Below are 23,280 nucleotides of genomic sequence, written 5' to 3'. Positions count from 1 at the left end.
GCATGGTACCCGAAAAAGATAATCAACAAGAGTCGAGACGCACTTTCGTGGAGCAGAGCCTTAAATATGGTTTGCTCACGGTGGCCAGCGGGGCATTGCTCGCAAAGGTTTTTGGCAAATTGGAAAGTGCGGAGTCAGAAGAGACCATTGAGGTGATGTCAACAGACGGAACGCTGATGCAAGTGCCTGCTTCAGCAGTGTCGCATACTCATGAAAGCAAATCGGCTTACAATCCGCGGGAAGGTTTTGCTAATCGCAAGTTTGTGATGGTAGTTGATCTTGCCAAATGCCGCAATGCCAAAAAATGTCAGAGTTCGTGCAATAAGAACCATTACATCACGGGCGAAAATGCATGGATCAAGATCTATAAAATGCAGGAAACGGAGAAGACCGCACCTTACTGGCAACCAACCCTGTGCCAGCATTGCGACCAGCCTCCGTGTGTCAAAGTATGTCCGGTAGACGCTACTTTCAAAAGACGTGACGGGATCGTACTGATCGACAATAACAGGTGCATAGGCTGCCGATTCTGCATGGCTGCCTGCCCTTATTCCGTAAGAATATTCAACTGGTCTGATCCTTGGCAGGGAGAAACAGCCGAAAATATGGAGTATAACCCTGATCATGCCGGTGTGCCTAGCCAGAAGGGCACAGTAGATAAATGTGATTTCTGCCCACACATGATTGATAAGGGAGAATTGCCGCATTGCGTAAGCGCATGTCCGAACGATGTATTCAGCTTTGGTGATATGTACGAAGACACGGTGACAAATGGCAGTGGAGAGTCTTTCAAACTCAGCAAACTGCTAAAAGACCGGGCGGGTTACAGACTGATGGAAAGCTTGGGAACCGAACCCAGTGTTTATTATTTACCGCCATCCAACAGGGTTGTTGACTTTGAGGAGGGCCTGGACAATTATACCGAATTTGAATCAGTGGATAAAGCGGAAACACCATGAACCCATCTTACGATCAGTTAATTCAAGACCTCTCCCCTAGAAAATTTGGGTGGAAAGGTAAGGTGTGGATCGCCGCTCTTGTAGTGATCATTTTTATTGGATTGTACTCCTATATCCAGCAGCTAAGGCAAGGGCTCATAATAACCGGTATGAGAGACTATGCACTATGGGGTGTCTATATTTCAAACTTTGTGTTTTTTGTAGCTATCAGCCTCGTTGGGTCTCTGGTCACCGCCATTTTGCGTTTGTCAGGCGCGCAATGGAGCACCCCACTGACCCGTATTGCAGAAATCATCGCTGTTGCTGCCATCATTATGGCTGGTCTGACAATTATCATCGATATGGGGAGGCCCGACAGGATGTTGAACCTGTTTGTGCATGGCAGGCTTCAGTCACCGATTATCTGGGATGTAATTGTGATCACCACCTACCTGGTCATCAGTATTTTACTACTGTACTATCCGTTATTGCCTGACTTCAACATACTAATAGATCGACCCTCAACTAGCGAAAAAATGAGAAGATGGTATAGAAGGCTTGCGCTGAACTGGACAGGCAATGAGCATCAGCGTAGAATTTATGCCCGGTCTATCAAAGTCCTCTCCGTATTGATCATACCCGTTGCTTTTGCTATACATACCGTCACGGCCTGGCTATTTGAAACCACCTATCGGCCAGGATGGGACAGTACCAATTTTGGTCCCTACTTTATTGCCGGTGCATTTGTAGCAGGGGCAGGAGCCGTGATTGCCGTGATGTTTGTCTTACAAAAGGCTTATAAGCTAGACAATTATATCACCGATGATCATTTTGACAAAATGGGAAAAATCCTGGTTTTACTGTGTCTGATCTACCTGTACTTCAACATCAACGAGTACCTCATTCCCTTCTACAAATCTACTGAAGAAGAGGCCGTCCATCTCCAGAGCCTGTTTTCAGGACAATATTCGGTACTGTTTTGGACAGCCATTATTGGTGGGCTCATCCTTCCTGTGGTTATATTGTTATTCCCCCGGGGAAGGAAGCCTTTACCTCTCTTCATCGTAGCGCTTGCAGTAGTGGCGGGCGCCTGGTGGAAACGGTACATCATCGTTATCCCTACGCTCAGCCACCCTTTCCTGCCTATAGAAGGAGTACCTGAGTCATGGCGCCATTATTCTCCTACATGGATGGAATGGTCCATTACCTCTGCCACCTTGGCTGCAGCGCTGCTCATCATTACGTTGCTCATTCGGTATTTGCCCATTGTGCCCATACACGAAACAGCGGAGGAAAGAGGATTGATCTATTCTACCCAAACAACTCCGCAACCATGAGATACCCATCAAAATTCAAGGCCTCATTCTTTGTACTTCTCCTACTGGTTGCAAGCTTTTCTGCCTACTCACAAGATGAAAAGTACAGGGCAAGGGTCTCCCTGGAGCACGTTAAAGTGATGAATGGTGAAGCCTATATCGACATTTCGGCTAAGTATAAGGGAGAAGATGGTTTTGAGACGGCCACCGATCTTGAGTTCAACGTTTATCGGCTGATGAATGAAGACTCACTGATGTACCTTGGGCAGGCAAGAACAAATGATGCAGGTAGAGCAAAATTTTTCTTGAAAGACACCATGAAACACTCAGATACTACCGGTATTTACACATACACGGTAGCTATAGAGGACAATGACAGATTCAGGGATACCGACCAATCCATTAGTTTTTCAGAAGCCGGTCTATCGGTTGATATCACCATGGTCGATAGCGTTTACTACATGTCGGCTATCTTAACAGATGCCGCCGGCAATCCGCTGCAAGGTGAGTTTCTTAAAGTAGGCCTTATACGATTGTACGGTTCATTGCCCATAGGCGAGGATAATTATGAAACGGATGAAAACGGATCCATTCTTGTTCCAATCGAGGAGCGGATGCCTGGCCTGGGTGGCGAACTTACATTTGAAGTAGTCTTAAAGGAAAGCGAAGCTTATGGAACAATCAGAGCTGCGATCAGCGCTCCTATAGGAATTCCGATAGTAGATGAATCTACTTTTGATGAGAGAACCATGTGGTCTCCCCGTGTCAAAACCCCATACTACCTTTTGATTTTTCCAAATTTAATTATCTTTGGTGTGTGGATACCGATCGTATTCCTTATATTTAACTTGTACCGAATTTTAAAATCTAAAACGAACCAATTATGAACAAACCGACACTATTTACGCTTGCCATTTCCCTTACCCTGGTGCTTTACTCCTTCATCCTGCCAGATCAGTCCACAGACTGGGTGGTACCCGAATCGGCTAAAAAAGTTAAAAATCCCACCGATGCGCAGGACAAAGAAAACCTTGCTATCGGTAAGACATTGTACTCCAAATACTGCCAGTCCTGCCATGGCAAGGAAGGGTTTGGCGATGGACCCAAGGCCAAAGAAATGAAGGGTGACATGGGTGATTTCTCCTCAAAGGATTTTCAAACGCAAACAGATGGCACATTATTCTACAAGATCACAAAAGGAAGAGCTGATATGCCAAGTTTTGAAAAAAAGATCATTGATGCGGAAGATCGGTGGCTAATTGTCAATTATTTGAGAACGTTGAAAGAGTAAGGCTACTTCCGCTGAGTTCGAAATTCCTTAAAATATGAAAGAATCAGGTTCTAAGATATCCCGTGCTGAGATGGCAGACAAATTCATTGAAGTGGCCAATGAATTTATCAAATCAGAATCAAAAGAACGGATAGGTGCCGCTATCATGTTTGCTGCCGCCAGGTACAACGCATTTGAAGCGCACTCTAAATCAGACAATTTAGTGAAAGATAAAATGGATGCCCTGGAGTGGTACAGTAACGAGTATAAACGGATGTTGGAAGCCAATCTGGATGATCTTATTCAAACAATGGGTTAATCAAAATGCATCAGAATAGGGAACCAATATGCCAGCCAGTCTTAAATATATCATTCTGGGATTTATTTTACTTATTGGCAAAGTGACGCAGGCACAGCACAAAGTGAGTGCCCCCAAAGCCTCAGCGAGCCAAAGCTTATCGATACGAATTGTAAACAAGGCAAGTGGTTTCCACTTGTCTGTTGCTAATGAAAGTTCTCCTGAAGAACGGAAAACGGAATTTAGCATTGATATTTTTAGCGGGGCTACTTCTATCGTTACCGGCCTTTCTCTAAGCAACAACGGAATTTACCAATATCATTACACGCCCACTTTTGGTTTTGCAGGGGATTTGGGATATCCCCTTACATCCGAACTCTCCTTGCATGCAAGTTTAGGTTACCTGCAGCGAGGGGCTGAATTCGATAGTGTAGGCTTTGCTGACCAAAGCCGCTACCGCCTATCCTATATTGACTTGTGGGAATACCTGGAATACGCTTCTGGCAGCCAATCAAAGTTTACTTTTTTGGTGGGCATGTCTCAGAGCACCCTGGTGGCCGCCAGTTTGAGTTCTTCGGATAAAAAGAATAATGCGATGGACGATTTCAAAAAGTTTGATGTGGGATTGGTGGCTGGTCCGGGAATTCTCCTCCCAACTACACAAGACAATAAAATTCGTTTGCGCTTCATTTTTAGCTATGGCTTCCGGGACGCTTTTGCAGAAGGCCACTTTAATGATGATATCAAAGCCCATAATCATGCAATCCTGATTTAACTGGGTTATGTGTTTAACTGATAAGATGTCATTTCTTTTACGTAACTGATAAATCGGGACTACCCGAAAGAAATATGTTGGAAGGAACCCCATTTGAAAATCAATGCACGATACTTTATAATCATCATTTTCCCACTCCAGGTAAACGTGATGGCCCGATGGCGACCACAAGTGTTACCAGATAAGCCTCATCAGGAAGGGTATCCTGCAAGTTGTAGGAGGTTTTCATCTACAGGAAAAATTCCGTCAATCATTGCCACAATATGATAAAACAAGATGTCGGCTTGGTAGTAAATTTAATTGAGCTCAATGTAAAAGAAACGATTATGAGACCAGTCATCTTTTTTATCAGCATTCTGTTTTTGCAAGGGATCTTATCCTACACTGCCCATGCACAGCGTACCTACATTACCCGAAAAGGAACGCTGGTTGCCAAAACGCTCAAGGGAGATTCATTGGTAACACATGAGTTCAATAACATCAATGTGCTGCTGGACTATGACAAAGCCGAAGTAGTCATAAATTTCAAGCTGGACGACAGCCTCGATGATCACATCCCTTCCAACCGGTTTTTTTATGACTATGATGTCGCCATCAATTCCAGGCTTTCTCTTTCTGAGATAGAAACCCAATCCCACCCGGACCGGAATTTTAATATACAGGGTCATCTGATCTACAACGAGGCTGCCTACTACCTCACAGGCGATGGTGTACTGGAGCATATTGAAGGCGGTGAAGCACTTGCCTGCCTGCTGACCATGAATATCAAGCTGATGGAGGGAACCACCCTCGTGCTGGACAACTACGGACAGGTGGAAGATATTTTCCTCTTACAAACTGTATTGAACCAGGAAGTACTGGACGAGTGGGGAAAAGTTGGGTATTGATATGAACGTGGTGAAGTACTCGGGCGAATCGGAGCTGTTTTCGGAAGAAAAGCTGGCAAGGAGCCTGCTGAATTCAGGAGTGGATGATCATCAGCTCGCATCGATCATATCAGGGATTAAGAGCGACATCTACGAAGGAGTAACCACAAAGAAGTTATTTCAGATCGCCACGAAATGGATGAAGAAATATGCTCCATCCTCCGTGCCCCGTTACAAGTTAAAAGCAGCGATCCTTGAACTGGGCCCCTTAGGTTTCAGGTATTTCATCGGCGAACTGCTGAAAGACCAGGGATTTGACGTAATGACGAAGCTTTCCATTAAAGGCAGATGCATTACACATGAAATGCCCATGAGAATGGCTTCTCACACAGGGGAATGATTATCTAGGGCATTCCATCTGACCATTGAAAATCAAATTATAAACAGATGAAATTGACATGGTTGCCGAAAAAGCAAACCAACATTTCATGATTGGGTGTAAGTTTCACAACAGGCCAAGGATGGCCTCCTCCCAATCTATGCCAGGGTCACCGTTGATGGCCGCAGAGTTGAAATATCATTGAAACGCTGGATCAAACCAGGTGACTGGAATGGCAGCAAAGGCATGGCCAAGGGCAGCCGGGAAGAAATCAAATCGCTCAATCATTATTTGGATGAGGTCCAGGCCAGTATCATGGAATGCTACCAGGAGATGCAAGTACAAAAGCGACTGATCACCGCAGATGCTATCAAAAGCATGTTCCTGGGTACAGACCAAAAGGACTTCACCTTATGCAAGCTGGTGGATTATCACAACCAGGCTATGCGAGATACACTGGCTTGGGGCACGATGAAAAACTACTTCACCACTCAGAAGTACATCCACAGATTTTTGAAAGAGCGGTTCGGTACAACTGACATGTTCCTTTCGGAATTGTCGTACAAGTTCATCACAGACTTTGAATTCTACCTCCGTAACTACAAACCCAAGGATCACCAGAAACCACTTGGGAATAATGGAGTGATGAAGCACTTGGAGCGTTTCCGGAAAATGGTGACCATGGCCGTAAAAATGGAATGGGTAAGCCGGGATCCATTTGATAAGTACCAACTCAAATTTCACCGAGTGGATAGAGGATTCTTAGATGCTGAAGAATTGGAAACATTGGAAAGCAAGGACTTCAAGATTGTTCGTTTGCAGTGGGTAAGGGATCTGTTTGTATTCAGCTGCTATACCGGACTGGCCTACATCGATGCTATGAACCTGACGCCTTCCAACATCACCATAGGCATAGACGGAGAATACTGGCTCTCCACCTGTAGGCAAAAGACTGACCAGCCAGTAAGGGTTCCTATCCTTCCCAAAGCCTGGGAAATAATAGAGAAGTATAAGACCCATCCAAGGGCATTGCAGAAAGGATCGGTATTTCCAATGATCTCTAACCAAAAGTTGAACTCTTACTTGAAAGAAATTGCCGACCTGTGCGGGATTGAAAAGAACCTCACCTTTCATCTGGCCAGGCATACATTTGCTACCACTGTTACCCTTTGCAATGGTGTGCCTTTGGAAACTGTGAGCAAGATGCTGGGTCATTCAAAAATCACCACTACTCAGGTTTACGCCAAGGTGGTGGAGAAGAAAGTGAGTGAAGATATGCAGGCTCTCCGTGAAAGGCTGGCAGCACCAAAACTGATGAGAAGGGCAAAGTAGCCCTTTTCCGTATTTAAGTGCTTGCTTAAATAAATTTCATTCCATAGCTTTGTTAAGCAAATGCTTAAATAAAAAGTTATGAATACATGTATCCGTGTCTTTGCCGATAGCGACCAGATCAATAGGTGCAGGGAGGACTTGAAAAGCAAGGAGAAAGGTCTTTTAGAACTGGCAGATGTACTGAATCTTGCCGGTAATGCTGTCCGCCTCAAAATCCTGTACCTCTTGAAACAGGAAAATGAACTTTGTCCGTGCGACTTGTCAGACATCCTGGGCATGACCGTGCCGGCCGTCTCCCAACATCTGAAAAAGCTGAAGGATGCAAGAATCGTGACGACTAAAAAATCGGGACAAACCATCTTTTATTCAGTGGAAGGGCAAAGTCAGCGAATCATTTCGTCAGTGCTCGATTTGTTTAAGCTCCCAAATTCAATTCCTACCTTATGAAAAATTCCCTTTTAACCAGCGGCCTTTTAGCTGCTTTAGTAAGTTCACTTTGCTGCATCACCCCGGTGCTTGCATTAGTGGCCGGTGCAAGCGGGATTGCGTCCACTTTCTCATGGCTCGATCCGGCAAGGCCTTTTTTTGTCGGCATCACAGTGGTTGTATTAGGCTTTGCCTGGTATCAGAAATTCAAACCAAAGGCCAAAGAGGAAAAAGAATGTGCCTGTGAGGAGGACCTTCAGCCCTCCTTTTGGCAAACAAAAAAGTTCCTTTCAATAATCACGGTCTTTGCTGCCCTGATGTTGGTGTTCCCGCTTTATGCTCACATTTTCTACCCTAAATCTGAAAAGCAAGTGATCATCGTTGATAAGTCAGACATTCAGACCGTAAATTTTCAAATCAAAGGCATGACTTGTCAGGGGTGCGCAGCGCATGTAGTGCATGAAGTAAATAAGCTCAGCGGCATCCTGAATGTAACCGCCTCCTACGACCAGGGCAATGCCATCGTGGAGTTTGACAAGTCCAAAACAAGTATCCCGAAAATTGAGGAAGCCATCAACTCAACCGGATATTCCGTGACCAATAAAACAGAGAAATAAATGGAAATCATATTAGAATCAACCATCACCTGCCCCAATTGTGGCCATCAGAAGGAAGAAACCATGCCCAATGACGCCTGTCAGTATTTTTACGAATGCGAAAACTGCCACCAGGTGCTAAAACCAAAAGAAGGAGATTGTTGCGTGTATTGTAGTTATGGAACAAAGGCTTGTCCTCCGATTCAAGAGGGTAGTAAAAAAACTGCTGTTAAACGGCAAGGATTATGGAGGCCTTCAGATTGTTTTTTAAAGACGGTATTGGTGTATATTCAGGACATGTTGCCACTACTAAACTTCACGCACATCATGCCACAGAAATAATCTATTGCACTCAGGGTCAACATAAAATAATTGATAATAGTGGCAAAGAAAATTTTAGCGTTTTGTCTATAATCCCTCATGACATAAAACATCAATTTAGCTGTCATGGAAATAGTATTCCTGTTTTCATTTTTATGGATCCTTTCCATCAGTTTTCAGAACGTTTAAAACAGACATATCAACTTGATAAGGAAATTATTGGTCTTCAAAAATTACCGAATGAACAAATCATGAATGAATTCAAGCATTGGATCATGGGCAAGGAGATTGATGTCATGCATTATACCAGACTATTAGTGGATCAATTGACTGGTCATCATACTTATTCAACTCAATCAGATCAAAGGATTGTCAATTCCATTCAACACATTAAAGAATCACTTAGTCAGGAAATGAGAATTGAAGACATGGCTTCAAAGGTTCACTTGTCTGCGTTAAGGTATGCTCATTTATTTAAAGAGCACGTGGGAATTCCATTTCGGAGGTATATTCTGTGGGCAAGAATGCAGTCCACAGTCGAATCAATCATATTAGGAAATTCATTGACCATAGCTTGTTATGATGGTGGCTTCTCAGACCTTCCACACTTTTCAAAGACGTTTACTGAAATGTTTGGCGTTGCGCCTTCCAGTGTTCTGAAAGGTTAGCAGGTTTATACAAGTAATTCAATTTAAGGCTATTCATCTTTGTAGGGTAAAAAATCTACAGGATGAAAAGAATACTGCAATACAGCCTCTACCCAATATTCATGCTTTCGGCTTGGTGCCTGATACTGTTGGGTGTACAATCAGGGTTGAACCAATACCTTGTGACTATCCCGATCATTGCCCTGTTTGGCATAATCGCTTTGTTTCTTGAAAAATGGATGCCGTTCGAGAAAAACTGGCTGGACGGCAAAGACTGGAATCTTGATTTTACCTATTATATCATAAACTACCTGATCAAAATATCAGCGCAGTTTAGCTTTATCTGGGTCTCTGCTTATTTTACTTTCTTCAAATGGTTCCCTACGAATATATCACTATGGATACAGGTAATATTTGCACTAATAATCATTGATTTCTTTTTATTTTTTGTACACTGGCAAAGTCACAAGTACCAATGGTTGTGGAAGCTTCATGCCATTCATCACAGCTCGGAACGGCTATATTTTCTCAATGGCGAAAAACGCCATGCACTCCATCAGATATTAGAAGGTGGTCCGGGAATCATCGCTTGTCTGATTATTGGTGTGCCCCAACAAGTTGTTGTACTCGCACTTGCATTCCTGGCAATCAATATGATGATGCAACATACCAATCTGGATTATAAAGCAGGGATACTAAAGAAGTTCTTTTGTGTGGCAGAGTTACACAGGTGGCACCATCGAGCTGACTTCAAGGATGCACAGGTAAATTACGGGGCATGGTTGACCATTTGGGACTACATCTTCAAAACCAGCTTTGATGATCCGAAAATTTACACATCCGAAGGTATTGGGGAAATTGGTATAGCAGAAGAGCCAAACTTTCCGAAATCTTATCTAAAGCAGATAGCATATCCATTTCGAAAATAGATAGCGACTCTCTTTATCATCTTCACGCACCTGTAACAATCCCAAAGAGTACTGATTTCAGTTGGATAAACCCGCCTTTGTTCAAACATGATGTAAGTCATGTTTTGACATGCGCAATGTCATAGCCCTCTCAATAACCGTTGCGTACTTTTGAGTCATATTGAAGGGGATACAAATGGATGCCCCTTCAATGGATGGCATTTTCCATCAAAAAGGCTCATGAAACGCAACTTATATATCGTCCTGCTCATTGCAATGCTCCTCCCTGGCAAAGGGATGGCAGTGTTTCAACACTTTTGCGGGGGCGAACTGATTAGCTTCGAGCTTTTTCTAAAACACCACGAACCATGCTGTGACGATCACAGCAACCCTTGTGATGGTTGTGAGGATCAGGAAACCATCTTCTCTCTCGATGATTTCAGGACACCTCATTCTGACATTCCTGTCATTGCTTCTTCACCAGCGGCAATGGCTCAGCCATCTTTCCATTTGCCTTCTACACATTTTTTCGAGTCAAGAAACTACACAACTCCTAAAAAGGCTCCCCCCGGCTGGTCAGGGCGGTATCGCTCTATCCTGTTCCAGTCATTTCTTCTTTAGCTGACATCTGATTATCAGTTAGTTGCCTGGGTACGAAACCTTTGGACAATGTCGGAAATGGTTCTGTGTAATATAGCTGTTCCGGGATATTCGAACAGCATTAGACACGATCTATCCGACAAAACTATCATCAAGTTTCTTTAAACAGACTTTCAACAAAATGTTAAAATCATGAAAACGTTTTATAAAATTCAATTGGTATTCATTGCCTTGACACTGATGGTGATCAATACCACATACTCCCAACAACCAGGCTTGCAGTATTTCAGGCCAAACGATAAAAACGGCCTGAATGTATTCGAGCCCTCAAAAGAGGATACAGTTATCTTTGATGGATTAAAAGTGAGGGTTGGTGGCGATTTCGCCATGCAGTTTCAAGGTATTAGGCAAAGCAATACGGCAGGTAACCTGACCAAACTGGGATCAGACTTCAATTTGCCGTCTGCCAACCTCAACCTGGACGTCCAGGTATTGGACGGAGTTCGCATGCATCTTAGGACCTATCTTTCTTCCAGAGCACACAACGAAGCATGGATTAAGGGTGGATACATGAGAGTGGATAATCTTGACTTTGTTAAACCTGGGTTTCTGGAGGGAGTGATGAAATATGCAAGTATTACCATAGGGTTAGATGAGTTCAACTATGGGGACGCACGTTTCAGGAGAACAGACAATGCCAGAGGTATTTTCAACCCCTTTGTGGGGAATTATCTTATGGATGCATTCTCGACCGAGGCATTCGGAGAGCTTACAGTTCAAAAGAATGGTTTATTGGCGGTGGTTGGGCTCACAAACGGTAAGCTCAATCAAAATGTAACGGTTACCGATAATACCGACAACAAGCCATCATTTTATGGCAAACTTGGATTTGACAAGCAACTTAATGAAGACTTCAGAGTGCGGTTAACAGGTTCCTGGTATATCAATAATGGTACATCAACTGGAACCTGGTTATATGGTGGTGACAGGGCAGGGACCAGGTATTATAATGTATTGTACACATTACCTGATGCCAATGGAGTTGCTGAAGGAGGTCCAAGAGATGGAAGGTTCAATGCCAGATTCACAAAACTTACCGCCTTACAGATCAATCCATTCATCAAGTACAAAGGCTTGGAGTTCTTTGGTATTTATGAGTTGGCCAATGGTAATAATGAATTTACCCAACCTGGGCCTGATACTGAAGGAGGTTTTACACAGCTTGCCGCTGAACTCTTGTATCGTTTTGGTGCAGATGAAAGGTTTTACATAGGTGGAAGGTACAATACAGTAAATGGCAAGATGAGAGAAAGTGCCACTGAAAACCTGGATATCAGCAGACTCAATCTTGGTGGCGGTTGGTTTATTTCCAAAAATATCCTGACCAAATTGGAATATGTGAAGCAAAGCTATAATGGCGAGGCATGGACTGGCAGATTTGCCGGTGCACAGTTTAATGGTGTAACACTGGAAGCGGTGATTAGTTTCTGACGGAACTCCCGTGTGGGTGACTCATCCACACGGGATTCTTTTTACTGCTGTGTAAAAGATAATGACTACAAAAATAAGTGTCAGGAGACTAAGATTTTTCAAGAGAAATACAGCATGAAAATTCACATATTGAAGTATTTGAAATACAAACCATCATTTTTGATATTAAAATCGAACATTCTGAAATAAATTCCGTAGATTCGTATTAGACTTTCTCCAAACTGCAACGTTTTAGAAAAATATCGGCCATAATGCTTTCAGCCTTGGTGCTGCTCAGTTCCACGAGCTTCACCCTTGGTATGCATTTTTGCATGGGGCAGTTGGAGAACATTGCATTCTTTTCAGGAGCTGAGCCATGTGAAATGGTCACACAGAAATCACCTTGTGCCACGGATAAGCATGATCCAGATTGCGAACGTCAGCAGGTCACTAAAAAGGGTTGCTGTGAAGACCAGACTTTAGTAATTGAGGGTCATGAAGATCTTACGCAAGTGTCCAAAGTTGCGGTTCCTGATTTTCAAATGATCGCAGTTTTCTACGCTGTGGTATCCTTTCTTTTCAGCGCTCCTGCAGTTGATTATTATTCGTATAACAATTATTCCCCCCCTCTGATTGAGCGTGACATTATTGTACTCGTTCAGTCCTTCCTTATTTGATTTTTGATGACCTGAACCTCCGATAATTTGATTACCGGCCGGGTTCAACTATGCTACGTGGTATGTTGGATTTATTCCATCAGAACATCAAATCATTGTATTCATCACAAAATCAAAATATGCTCAATTCCATTATCAAATTCTTTCTCGAGAATAAGCTCGTTACCGTTCTCGTATTGCTACTCATTGTAGCCTGGGGCATAGTCACTGCTCCTTTTAACTGGGAGGCAAGTTTCCTCCCACGTGATCCCGTACCCGTAGATGCCATCCCGGATATTGGAGAAAACCAGCAAATCGTTTTCACCGAGTGGATGGGTCGTTCCCCGCAAGATGTGGAGGATCAAATCACCTACCCGCTTACCACTTCCCTACTTGGCTTGCCCGGTGTAAAAAGCGTTCGAAGTAGTTCTGCCTTTGGCTTTTCCAGCATCTACATCATCTTCAACGAAGACATTGAATTTTACTGGAGCCGGTCAAGGGTACTGGAAAAGCTCAACTCGTTACCTGCCGGCTTATTGCCCTCGGGTGTCCAACCCAAGCTTGGTCCTGATGCCACCGCCCTGGGGCAGGTGTATTGGTACACGCTGGAAGGCAGGGACAAGGACGGAAACCCTACCGGAGGATGGGACTTACACGAACTGCGCACCATCCAGGACTATTACATACGCTACGCCCTCACGGCAGTGGAAGGTGTGGCCGAAGTAGCTTCTGTAGGTGGGTATGTCCAGGAATACCAGGTGGATGTGGATCCTGCTGCCCTCAAGGAGCATGGGGTTTCCCTGGTGGATGTGTTGCAGGCCGTAAAAAACAGCAACATCGATGTTGGAGCCAATACCATTGAGGTCAACCGGGTAGATTATTTCGTCAGAGGACTCGGGTATGTTAAAAAACTAAGTGATTTGGACGAGGCAGTGGTAAAAGTCACGGATAATGTACCGCTTCGCATAAAAAACATTGCAAAGGTCAATATCGGCCCTCAACCACGGAATATGAGCGGCTTACTAGACAAATCAGGTGCCGATGCTATTGGTGGAGTGGTAATCGCCCGATATGGTGACAATCCGCTTAAAATCATTAATAGTTTAAAGGAAGAAATTGAAACGATAGCCGTGGGTTTGCCCACTAAAACCCTGGAAGACGGTACGGTATCAAAGGTTACTATTGTTCCCTTTTATGACCGTTCCGGCTTGATTTACGAAACCCTGGGTACACTTAGCGAGGCAATAAGCTTACAGATACTCATTACGATCATCGTCATTATTGTGATGTTGTATAACCTGAGGGCCTCTATTCTCATTTCCGCTTTGTTGCCTCTGGCGGTGTTGATGTGCTTCATTTTCATGAAATACGTTGGGGTAGATGCCAACATTGTGGCCTTGTCGGGTATCGCCATTGCCATAGGTACTATGGTTGACCTGGGCATTATCCTCAATGAAAATATACTCCGTCACATGGATGAGGCTCCTGATGGCCAATCCAAACTGAAAACTGTCTATGACGCTACAACAGAGGTGGCTTCCGCCATCCTGACAGCAGTAAGCACAACCATTGTCAGTTTTTTACCTGTCTTTACACTTCAGGCAGCAGAGGGAAAACTTTTCGGACCATTGGCCTACACAAAGACTTTTGCATTGGTATCGGCTCTGATTTTTACGCTCATCATTATGCCCGCTTTTGCCCATTGGATTTTCTCTATGAAAAAAGGTAAAGGACGATTTGGGCAATATTTCAATTACCTTTTGATAATAACAGGCCCTATTGTAGCATTTACGGTTTGGAACTGGGCAGGATGGGTACTCTTTGGTTTTGGGGTAATCAATGTATTATTACACCATTTTCCGGAAAAATTCGGAAAACACCGGAACCTGATGCTTGTCGGTTTTACGGTAGCCATGGTTGCCTGGCTACTGACTGTCGAATGGGTTCCATTAGGTGTTTCCAATAGTTTGCTAGTCAATTTCCTATTTATTGCAACCATTATTGCAGTGGTGCTGGGGGGCTTTTCCTTGTTCATCCGCCTATATCCCCGAATACTGATGTGGTGCCTTGATCATAAAGCACTGTTTTTTACACTTCCCGCCATCATTCTTTTACTTGGAGCCACTATATGGATGGGTTTCGATAAAGTATTTGGCATCATTCCAAAAGCAACAGAAAAAATGGGCTGGGATATAAGAGAAAGTTCTGGCTGGTCAGCGATGGCAAAAGCTTTCCCTTCAATGGGCAAGGAATTTATGCCTTCACTAGATGAGGGAACCTTCCTGCTAATGCCAACATCTTTGCCTCATGCAGGTGTGGAAGAAAACAGGGAAGTATTGAAAGAGCTGGATATGCTGGTAACCGCTATTCCCGAAGTAGAGATGGTAGTAGGTAAGGCCGGTCGGGCAGATACGGCAATTGACCCTGCTCCCATTTCCATGTTTGAAAATACCATCAGCTATAAAAGTGAATATGTTTCTGATATCAATGGGACTAAACTTCGCTTTAAAGTTAATAGAGATGGGCATTTTGAACTGAAGAACGGAGAGCTATACAACCATGAAACCATGTCTCCAGAGCAAATAGATGTCGGGATGCTCATTCCTGATTCAGATGGTGAGTATTTCCGTCAATGGCGTGACCATATTAAATCCCCGGATGATATATGGAATGAAATTTTAGGGGTGGCCAATATTCCGGGAGTAACCTCCTCTCCCAGATTGCAGCCCATTGAAACCCGCCTGGTGATGTTACAAACCGGAATGCGGGCACCTATGGGTATAAAGGTCTATGGGCCGGATCTCGCAACTATTGAAGGATTTGGACTTCAACTGGAAAAATACCTGAAAGAAATCCCTTCTGTTAAGGCCGAAGCAGTGTTTGCGGATCGAATTGTAGGGAAACCCTATTTGGAAATTGATATCGACCGCATACAGATTGCCAGATATGGTCTAAGTATCAGAGATGTTCAGGACTATGTGGAAACAGCCATTGGCGGCATGCAAATCAGCAGGACTGTTGAAGGAAGGGAGCGTTTCCCCATCAGGGTACGCTACGCAAGAGAATGGAGAGATGATCCTTCTTCCATAGAAACCATGCAGGTACCAACCCCCACAGGATCATACATTCCACTGGGGCAATTGGCCAATATTACTTACCGTCCAGGCCCTGAAATGATCCGTGGGGAAAACACTTTTCTGGTTGGGTACGTGCTGTTGGACAAAAAAGAGGGATTTGCAGAGGTGACGGTAGTGGAGGATGCCCAGCGGTATCTTAAGGAAAAAATAGATTCGGGAGAATTGACAGTTCCGGCCGGGGTACGATACGTTTTTTCGGGCAGTTATGAAAACCAAATCCGCGCAGAAAAACGTCTGGCCATTGTAGTCCCCCTGTGTTTGATAGCCATTTTCCTCATCCTGTACTTCCAATTTAAATCTGTGGCTACCAGTATGATGGTTTTCACTGCCATCGCAATGGCCTTTGCAGGAGGTTTCATGATGCTCTGGCTCTACGGGCAGAGCTGGTTTTTCGACTTTTCAGTCTTTGGTACCAATATGCGGGAATTGTTCCAGATGAAAACCTACAACCTGAGTGTGGCGGTCTGGGTTGGCTTTATTGCCTTGTTCGGGATTGCCACTGATGATGGTGTGGTGGTGGCCTCCTACCTCACACAAAGCTTTGAAAAGCACAGCCCGAAAAATATCAAAGAGGTACGAAAAGCAGTTTTGGAGGCGGGTATGAAAAGGGTAACGCCATGTCTGATGACCACTGCCACAACCCTGCTGGCGCTGCTACCTGTACTCACTTCTTCAGGCAGGGGTTCAGACATTATGATTCCCATGGCGATACCATCGTTCGGGGGAATGGTGGTTGCCTTAATCACCCTTTTGATTGTACCTGTTTTGTATAGTTGGTGGGGGGAAAGAAGGTTAAGGAACAATCCTGAAGTATTTTCGGAATCATAAAAAAGAAGACATGAGAAAATTAGTAATAATAGCGCTTTTCTGTCTGGGGGTACAGGTTCCCGGACTTTCACAAAGTCTGGAAGAATACCTTCGGATTGCCGCAGAAAATAATCCGGAGCTGAAGGCATACTTCAATGAATACCTGGCAGCTATGGAGAAAGTGCCTCAGGTGGGCGCATTGCCCGACCCTGAGTTGAGTATGGGCATTTTCATTCAGCCAATGGAGCGCTTTATGGGCAACCAGCAGGCAGACATTCAACTGATGCAGACGTTCCCTTGGTTTGGGATGCTGAAAACCCAAAAGGATGAAGCCAGCAAAATGGCTCTTGCCCGGTATGAGCTCTTCCGTGATGCCAGGAACAGCCTCTTTTTTCAAGTAAAAGCCACTTGGTATGAGCTATATCGGCTGGAAGAGGAAATCAGGATTACCGAAGAAAACCTCGAAATCCTGAAACAGTATGAGCGACTGGCACTTATCCGTTTTCAGAGTCCAGGTACAGGGGGTGGTTCAAGTTCTTCCGGTATGTCGGGGAATGCTACGATGAGCAGTGGTAACTCCACCTCATCAACATCTTCTACTGGTGGTATGGGAGGAAGTATGAACAGTGGTTCTACAAGTAAAAACAGCGCAAAGAGTAATTCTTCGATGAACTCATCCGCATCAATGGGCGAGGGTAAATCTGGTATGAGTGATGTGCTTAGGGTAAGGATCGAAATCAAGGAGCTGGAAAATACACTGGCTCTACTAAGAGATTCCAGGGTACCACTTGTCGCAGAATTCAACCAACTCCTCAACCGTAACTTCGATGAGCGTGTGTCACCAGTGGATTTACTGACTGATACAGCACTGCCTTTGGAACGATTGGCAATACTGGACAGCATCACCCAAAACAACCCGCTGCTGAAAATGCTGGATGCCGAGGAACAGGCGTATGAAGCACAAAAGAAAATAGCCAGACTGGAAGGCAGACCCATGCTGGGGGCTGGGGTAAACTATATCCCTTTTTCTCCACGAATTGAAGATGGTATGCCAATGGGTGGCAATGACATGGTGATGCCTATGGTCAGGTTAACCATACCCATTTACCGTAAAAAGTACAATGCCTTGCAAAAGGAGGCGGAGCTAAGGCAATTGGCAGTGCAGCAACGAAGAGAAAACACGGTCAACCAACTCTCAACGCAATGGTCAAGCGCCATGCGTGACCTGGATGATGCAAATAGGAGAACAAGGCTGTACAGAGAGCAAACCGATCTGGCAAAGCAAACCCTGAACCTGCTCATGACCAGCTATGCCACCGATGGGAAGGATTTTGAGGAAGTGCTAAGGATACAGCAGCAACTATTGGACTATCAGCTCAGCCTGATTACTGCCATTGCGGATCAGCACACCACCATTGCTACACTGGAAAAGCTTGCTGCTACCGAACTATAATAAATCATTATCAAAAATACAAAACGATGAAATCGAGCATGTCAAAAATTACACTCAAAGGCATGAGTATAGATATGCGAGATTCCATGTGACAGTTAAAAAACAAAATATATACACATGAAAGAGTTATTTAAAAATAAAAAAGTCCTCCTCGCCTTGCTGATGGCATTAGTGATCGGAGGCACTTTGGGTTGGTTAGTAAAACCTTCTCCAAATCATGAGGATACAGAAATGGCCGTTCATGATCACGATGAATCTATCGATGAAGTTTGGACATGTTCCATGCACCCACAAATCAGGCTCTCGGAACCGGGGAGCTGTCCGATTTGCGGAATGGATTTAATACCTGCTGCTACCAGACGGTCATCAGCCAGTTCGAATCCATTGGTTCATGAAATGACACCCGAGGCGGTGGCCATGGCCAATATCCATACCTCCAGGGTTACAGGAGTGTCACCTGAAGGTGAGCTTTTCCTTACCGGTAAAGTGAAGGCCGATGAACGCCAGTTGGCTTCCGTTACGGCAAAATTTCCCGGGCGAATAGAGCAGCTCTTTGTAAACTTTACCGGGCAGGTGGTACGAACCGGGGAGCGATTGGCCACCATTTATTCGCCTGAGTTGGTTACAGCCCAAAAGGAATTATTGGAAGCTGCCTCTACTAAAGAGACCTACCCAGAACTTTACACTGCTGCACGTGAGAAGCTCAGGCTTTGGAAACTCAATGAAAACCAAATCGATGAAATAGAAAAAACAGGAAAAGTAAGGGATCAATTTGATGTTCTCGCAGACAAAGGAGGTATAGTGACCCAGCGAAACATTGCAGTAGGCGATTATGTAAACACCGGATCCATACTGTTTGATGTTGTGGATTTGAGCAGGGTGTGGATCATGATCGATGCATATGAAACAGACCTTCCGTTTGTGAAGATTGGTGATGAAGTGAGCTTTACTGCCGTTGGCATTCCAAGTCAAACATTTACAGCCAGGGTAACTTACATCGATCCGGTCATCAATCCCGGCACCCGGGCAGCCTCCGTTCGGGCAGAAGCTAATAACAGAAGTGGAGAACTGCGGCCTGAGATGTTCATCAATGCACGGGTAAAAACTACGCTTCGGAAAGGACAATCATCTTTGGCCATACCACGTACAGCTTTGCTTTGGTCAGGAAAACGATCCATTGTGTATGTAAAAGTGCAGGACTCAGAGTTTCCAGTATTTGAAATGCGGGAAATCACCATAGGTTCCCGTATGGGCGAAATGTACTTGGTGGAAGTTGGCCTTGAAGCTGGAGAAGAAATAGTAACCAATGGAGTATTTTCCATTGATGCTGCCGCACAGCTTTCAGGGAACTACAGCATGCTCATGCGACCAAAAACCAAAACTATGGAAGTTCCCCAGTCTTTCCGTCAACAAATCACAGCCTTGGCTGATGCATATTTCAAAGTAAAGAATGGTTTGGTCGCTGATGATGCTAAGGCGACAAAATCCGCATTGGAACAGTTACGGGAAGCCTTGAACCAAATTGCCATGGACGAACTGAAAGGCCAGGCACATGATCATTGGATGGCTTTGAAACAGCAGCTTTCAGAAGCAACTAAAATGATGCAGGATGAAGAAAACCTCGATGGCCTGCGGCAACACTTCTCGATGCTTTCAGAAAGCATACTGGAAGTGACAGAGTCCTTCGGGTTGGAGAAAGATAAAGTATACAAAGATTTCTGCCCCATGGCTTTTGACAAGAAAGGGGCTTTTTGGCTCAGTGAATCGGAGGAAATCCTGAACCCCTATTACGGAGAGGCCATGCTGTCTTGTGGAGAGGTGAAAAAGACTTATCTCAAAGGCCAAAAAGTCTTTGAGGAAGGAGAGCCAGCCAAGCAAGTAGCTGGTGGGCATAATCACTAAAGCAATGAAATCTTGCTGCAAAACAGGAGATGAATCATCTCTATCTAAAATAAAAAAATGGGGCAGCCGGATTACTTGGGGAATAGTCATTCTTCTGGTCACTGGTCTCGCACTGATTCAAGTATTTAACCTTTAAACAAATAGAAAAATGAAAAAAACAATGATCATGCTATGCCTGGCTTTAGTAAGCTGGGGAGCAACCGCACAACACGACCATGCAGCGCATGGCGCACAAGCAAGCAGTGAAAAGATGGAACCCATGTTCAAAGACAAGGCGCTGGGATCTTCCTACACGCACTACATTCATTTGAAGAATGCTTTGGTGGCCTCTGATTTTCAGCAAGCAAAATCTGCTTCTGAATCTTTGGTGAAAGCTCTTCACAATGTAAAAGGAAGTGATAAAGTCCATATAGAGGCGGCCAAAGTTGCACAGGCAGGTTCACTGGAAAACCAGCGAAAGGCTTTTACCGCCTTAAGCAACGAAATGGCCGCATTGGTGAAAAGCGGGAAACTCACTAAAGGAAAAATCTACCTGGACTATTGCCCCATGGCTTTTAACAACCAGGGCGCCTACTGGCTCAGTGAAACCGAAGAGATCAGGAATCCTTATCTCGGCGAGTCCATGCTGAAGTGCGGTGAGGTGAAAGAGGCTTACATCAAGGGACTGGGAACTTTGGAAAAGAAAGAACCCATGCCGATGCCATCGGGAGGTGGGCATAACCATTAGGATCAAAATACCAGGAGAAAAGGCAGCCACGAAGGAGTTTCTGCTCCTTCAGGCTTTTTAACAAGCAAATTTCTAGATCATGCGAATGGCCACAGCTAATTTCATAATAAAGAACAATAAGGAGTTGATCCTCCATTCCCTGTTTGGATTATTAATTGGGTATTTCTTTCTACATCCGGTAAGTATGGTCATCCATTGGGTGGAGACGAACAACTCGGCGTTCAGCTGGACTGAAGTGGAACGGGTTTTCTATGATAGCATGGTTCATTCTTTCAGCTTTCACATGATGCCCATGTCCTTAGCCTTTACAACTTTGGGATTATTAGGCGGTTTGGGATCAGGTATTTATTACAAATCCATCAAAAAGAAGAAATATCTTTTGTATGGAAGGCACCAATTGCTTCAGCAAAGTATCCCCAGCCTGATTGCTAACGGAAAAACTGAATTTGTTGAATTCAAGCCCTCTTTACGGCACGATTACAGACAGGTAAAAACCGACAAAAACATTGAATTGGTTGTATTAAAGGAAATTGCCGGCTTCCTGAATGCAAAAGGGGGAACTTTGATCATCGGGGTAGATGATTATGGTGAAATACTAGGACTTGCCAATGATTACTGGTCTTTAAAAAAGCAAAATAAGGATGGATTCCAGGAACGTATTATCCTGCTGGTGTCCAATTCATTCGGTAAAGATATTTGCTCAAGGATCCATTTTGCTTTCCACACCATTCAGGACCGGGAAATTTGTGCACTCTATATTGATCCCTCCTCGCGGCCGGTTTACCTGAGCGAGAGGAATAATACCGTCTTCTATCTAAGAGCAGGAAACGTAACAACCCCGCTTACAACAAGCGAAACTGTCAAATACCTGCAAACGAGAAGGAAAATTTAAAAACGAGAGACATGCATGAAAGATGCAAAATCCTGTAAATCAAAAGTGAATTCAAGTAAAATAATATCAAGATGAAAACAAGAACTTATAATTATTTGTTGTTATCCTTAATTTTTTCCCTAGGACTGTCAGCCTGTTCGGTAGTCAAATCAGGTCAACAAGCCATGAAATGGAAACCATATGGTAAAGGTTTGATCACGGAAAAAGTTTACAAGGATGGTATCGTATGGAACTGGCCATGGAATGGTATGGTAAAATACAATGTTCAATGGCAAACCTATAAAGAAAATGTGGCTGTTCTGACCAAAGATGAACTCCATATAAATTTGACCGTCTCAGTTACGTTGCGGCCAATAGAAGCCGAATTGCCGGAACTGGAACTGGAGGTCGGACAGGATTATTACAACAAGGTTGTTCGTCCGGAGTTTATCAGCCTCACCAGAAATGTGTTTTCCAATTACAAGTATAGTGATGTTTCACCTAAAAGTCCGGAGATAGAAAAAACAGTTTTCGAACGATTGGTTGAAGATACCAGAGCAAAGCACCTGGAATTTGATAATGTGACAGTCGATCACATAGAGTATCCCGAAGTGGTAACGAGCGCCGTCAATAAAAAACTGGCAGTCGAGCAGGACATAGAACAGAAGGACTATGAAATGAAAATTGCCGACAAGGAGGCTGAAATCCAGAGGATCAGGGCTAAGGGGCAGAGAGATGCACAGCAAATCATTGATTCAGGTTTGACTAAAACTTATCTCCAATATAAGGCCCTCGAGGTTCAGGATAAATTAACTGGCAGCAATAATGCAAAATTTTATTTCATACCTGTTGGAGCTGATGGTTTACCTATCATCGTCAATACTGATGAGTAAAGCAAGTATGAGTACTTAAATCAAAAAAAACAATAATTAAAAATCAAAAAATGAAAAACAATGAAAACGATAGTAATAATAATAGGATTATTAACGGCAGCATTTACCCTGAAGGTAAATGGTCAGCATGAGCATCATAATATGGATCATTCATCCTTGGATCACGGCGATATGGTCATGAAACATGATGTGGACAAGGCTTTTCGGGAACAGCTCGCCAGTGTCATGACAGCCAATCAAAAGTTGAACGACGCTTTTGTAACCGGTGAGGCCGAAGACGTTAAAAATGCAATTGAAAATGTTACGACAACTTTAACAGCCGTGGATATGAAATTGCTTTCAGGTGAGGCACACATGGATTGGATGAATCAATCAAAAGTTCTGAAAAGCCAAATTGAAGCTATGAAATCTGCAAGTTCGATTGAGGATCAGCGAAAAGTTTTTATCACTTACAACGAAACATTATATAAAAGTGTAAAAGCATTTGGAACGGAAGATCAAACAGTTTTTTATCAGTATTGCCCAATGGCCAATGGTGGTAAAGGAGCTACATGGCTGAGTCTCATTCAAGAAATAAAGAATCCTTATTTAGGACAAAAAATGCTAACCTGTGGCTCTGTAAAGGAGACTATTCAGTAAGCAGATCATTGTCCATTGAGGATGTGATTTATATGACAGTCAAACATAAAGAG

23 protein-coding genes and 2 pseudogenes are annotated in these 23,280 nt (G+C 43.9%); all 25 read left to right on the top strand.

From position 1 onward, the window contains the following. Positions 1-2 precede the first annotated feature (2 nt). A complete protein-coding gene (locus BELBA_RS06410; protein ID WP_014771927.1) occupies positions 3-959 on the top strand; it encodes a 4Fe-4S dicluster domain-containing protein in 957 nt (318 codons plus the stop codon). Beyond that, the gene (gene nrfD, locus BELBA_RS06405) at positions 956-2,275 is read left to right on the top strand and encodes an NrfD/PsrC family molybdoenzyme membrane anchor subunit (RefSeq protein ID WP_014771926.1); all 1,320 of its coding nucleotides are present in this window, start codon (positions 956-958) and stop codon (positions 2,273-2,275) included. Before BELBA_RS06410 ends, nrfD begins: the two co-directional genes overlap by 4 nt. Then, the gene (locus tag BELBA_RS06400) at positions 2,272-3,141 is read left to right on the top strand and encodes a hypothetical protein (RefSeq protein WP_014771925.1); all 870 of its coding nucleotides are present in this window, start codon (positions 2,272-2,274) and stop codon (positions 3,139-3,141) included. The genes nrfD and BELBA_RS06400 overlap by 4 nt, the downstream gene beginning before the upstream one ends. Then, positions 3,138-3,545, top strand: a complete 408-nt coding sequence (locus BELBA_RS06395; protein WP_014771924.1) for a c-type cytochrome — start codon at positions 3,138-3,140, stop codon at positions 3,543-3,545. The genes BELBA_RS06400 and BELBA_RS06395 overlap by 4 nt, the downstream gene beginning before the upstream one ends. Positions 3,546-3,615: 70 nt before the next feature. After that, entirely contained in the window at positions 3,616-3,843 is a 228-nt protein-coding gene (locus BELBA_RS06390; RefSeq protein ID WP_169315100.1) for a DUF3144 domain-containing protein, read from the top strand. A 28-nt stretch (positions 3,844-3,871) separates the two neighbouring features. Continuing rightward, positions 3,872-4,597: an outer membrane beta-barrel protein gene (locus BELBA_RS06385; protein ID WP_014771922.1), complete on the top strand. Its 726-nt coding sequence runs from the start codon at positions 3,872-3,874 to the stop codon at positions 4,595-4,597. Positions 4,598-4,860: 263 nt separating this feature from the next. Further along, positions 4,861-5,484, top strand: coding sequence for a hypothetical protein (locus BELBA_RS06380; protein WP_014771921.1), 624 nt, complete (start codon positions 4,861-4,863; stop codon positions 5,482-5,484). Position 5,485: 1 nt separating this feature from the next. Then, positions 5,486-5,863 carry a hypothetical protein gene (locus BELBA_RS06375; protein WP_157466064.1) on the top strand — a complete coding sequence of 126 codons (378 nt, stop codon included), beginning with the start codon at positions 5,486-5,488 and terminating at the stop codon, positions 5,861-5,863. A 126-nt stretch (positions 5,864-5,989) separates the two neighbouring features. Next, positions 5,990-6,205, top strand: a pseudogene (locus BELBA_RS20320) (Arm DNA-binding domain-containing protein); the annotation flags it as partial. Between the two features lie 15 nt (positions 6,206-6,220). Continuing rightward, entirely contained in the window at positions 6,221-7,174 is a 954-nt protein-coding gene (locus BELBA_RS06370) for a site-specific integrase (RefSeq protein WP_280956345.1), read from the top strand. 78 nt (positions 7,175-7,252) lie between these two features. Further along, positions 7,253-7,621 carry an ArsR/SmtB family transcription factor gene (locus BELBA_RS06365; protein ID WP_014771920.1) on the top strand — a complete coding sequence of 123 codons (369 nt, stop codon included), beginning with the start codon at positions 7,253-7,255 and terminating at the stop codon, positions 7,619-7,621. Then, entirely contained in the window at positions 7,618-8,217 is a 600-nt protein-coding gene (gene merTP / locus BELBA_RS06360) for a mercuric transport protein MerTP (RefSeq protein WP_014771919.1), read from the top strand. The genes BELBA_RS06365 and merTP overlap by 4 nt, the downstream gene beginning before the upstream one ends. Beyond that, positions 8,218-8,406 (top strand): annotated as a pseudogene (locus BELBA_RS20095) (GDCCVxC domain-containing (seleno)protein); the annotation flags it as partial. Between the two features lie 35 nt (positions 8,407-8,441). Then, positions 8,442-9,185 carry a helix-turn-helix transcriptional regulator gene (locus BELBA_RS19055; protein WP_014771917.1) on the top strand — a complete coding sequence of 248 codons (744 nt, stop codon included), beginning with the start codon at positions 8,442-8,444 and terminating at the stop codon, positions 9,183-9,185. Positions 9,186-9,247: 62 nt separating this feature from the next. Continuing rightward, the gene (locus BELBA_RS06350) at positions 9,248-10,093 is read left to right on the top strand and encodes a sterol desaturase family protein (protein WP_014771916.1); all 846 of its coding nucleotides are present in this window, start codon (positions 9,248-9,250) and stop codon (positions 10,091-10,093) included. 219 nt (positions 10,094-10,312) lie between these two features. After that, a complete protein-coding gene (locus BELBA_RS06345; RefSeq protein WP_041779258.1) occupies positions 10,313-10,693 on the top strand; it encodes an HYC_CC_PP family protein in 381 nt (126 codons plus the stop codon). A gap of 171 nt (positions 10,694-10,864) precedes the next feature. Next, positions 10,865-12,163 (top strand): hypothetical protein, encoded by a 1,299-nt coding sequence (locus BELBA_RS06340; RefSeq protein ID WP_014771915.1) that lies wholly within the window; start codon positions 10,865-10,867, stop codon positions 12,161-12,163. 221 nt (positions 12,164-12,384) lie between these two features. Beyond that, positions 12,385-12,819 (top strand): HYC_CC_PP family protein, encoded by a 435-nt coding sequence (locus BELBA_RS06335; protein ID WP_425358383.1) that lies wholly within the window; start codon positions 12,385-12,387, stop codon positions 12,817-12,819. A gap of 119 nt (positions 12,820-12,938) precedes the next feature. Beyond that, positions 12,939-16,763 carry an efflux RND transporter permease subunit gene (locus BELBA_RS06330; protein ID WP_014771913.1) on the top strand — a complete coding sequence of 1,275 codons (3,825 nt, stop codon included), beginning with the start codon at positions 12,939-12,941 and terminating at the stop codon, positions 16,761-16,763. A gap of 10 nt (positions 16,764-16,773) precedes the next feature. Then, entirely contained in the window at positions 16,774-18,195 is a 1,422-nt protein-coding gene (locus BELBA_RS06325) for a TolC family protein (RefSeq protein WP_014771912.1), read from the top strand. Between the two features lie 117 nt (positions 18,196-18,312). Beyond that, positions 18,313-20,097 carry an efflux RND transporter periplasmic adaptor subunit gene (locus BELBA_RS06320; protein ID WP_014771911.1) on the top strand — a complete coding sequence of 595 codons (1,785 nt, stop codon included), beginning with the start codon at positions 18,313-18,315 and terminating at the stop codon, positions 20,095-20,097. 148 nt (positions 20,098-20,245) lie between these two features. Next, a complete protein-coding gene (locus BELBA_RS06315; RefSeq protein ID WP_014771910.1) occupies positions 20,246-20,824 on the top strand; it encodes a DUF3347 domain-containing protein in 579 nt (192 codons plus the stop codon). A gap of 85 nt (positions 20,825-20,909) precedes the next feature. Next, complete coding sequence (locus tag BELBA_RS06310) at positions 20,910-21,716, top strand: AlbA family DNA-binding domain-containing protein (RefSeq protein WP_211208404.1); 807 nt, start codon at positions 20,910-20,912, stop codon at positions 21,714-21,716. 71 nt (positions 21,717-21,787) lie between these two features. Further along, positions 21,788-22,588, top strand: coding sequence for a prohibitin family protein (locus tag BELBA_RS06305; RefSeq protein ID WP_014771908.1), 801 nt, complete (start codon positions 21,788-21,790; stop codon positions 22,586-22,588). 60 nt (positions 22,589-22,648) lie between these two features. Next, a complete protein-coding gene (locus BELBA_RS06300; RefSeq protein WP_014771907.1) occupies positions 22,649-23,227 on the top strand; it encodes a DUF3347 domain-containing protein in 579 nt (192 codons plus the stop codon). Positions 23,228-23,280: the final 53 nt, after the last annotated feature.

The sequence above is a fragment of the Belliella baltica DSM 15883 genome (genome assembly GCF_000265405.1).
In the GTDB taxonomy this organism is placed as follows: Bacteria; Bacteroidota; Bacteroidia; order Cytophagales; family Cyclobacteriaceae; genus Belliella; species Belliella baltica.
Note: the sequence above shows the minus strand (reverse complement) of the source record. Positions and strands in the feature narration are given on the sequence as shown.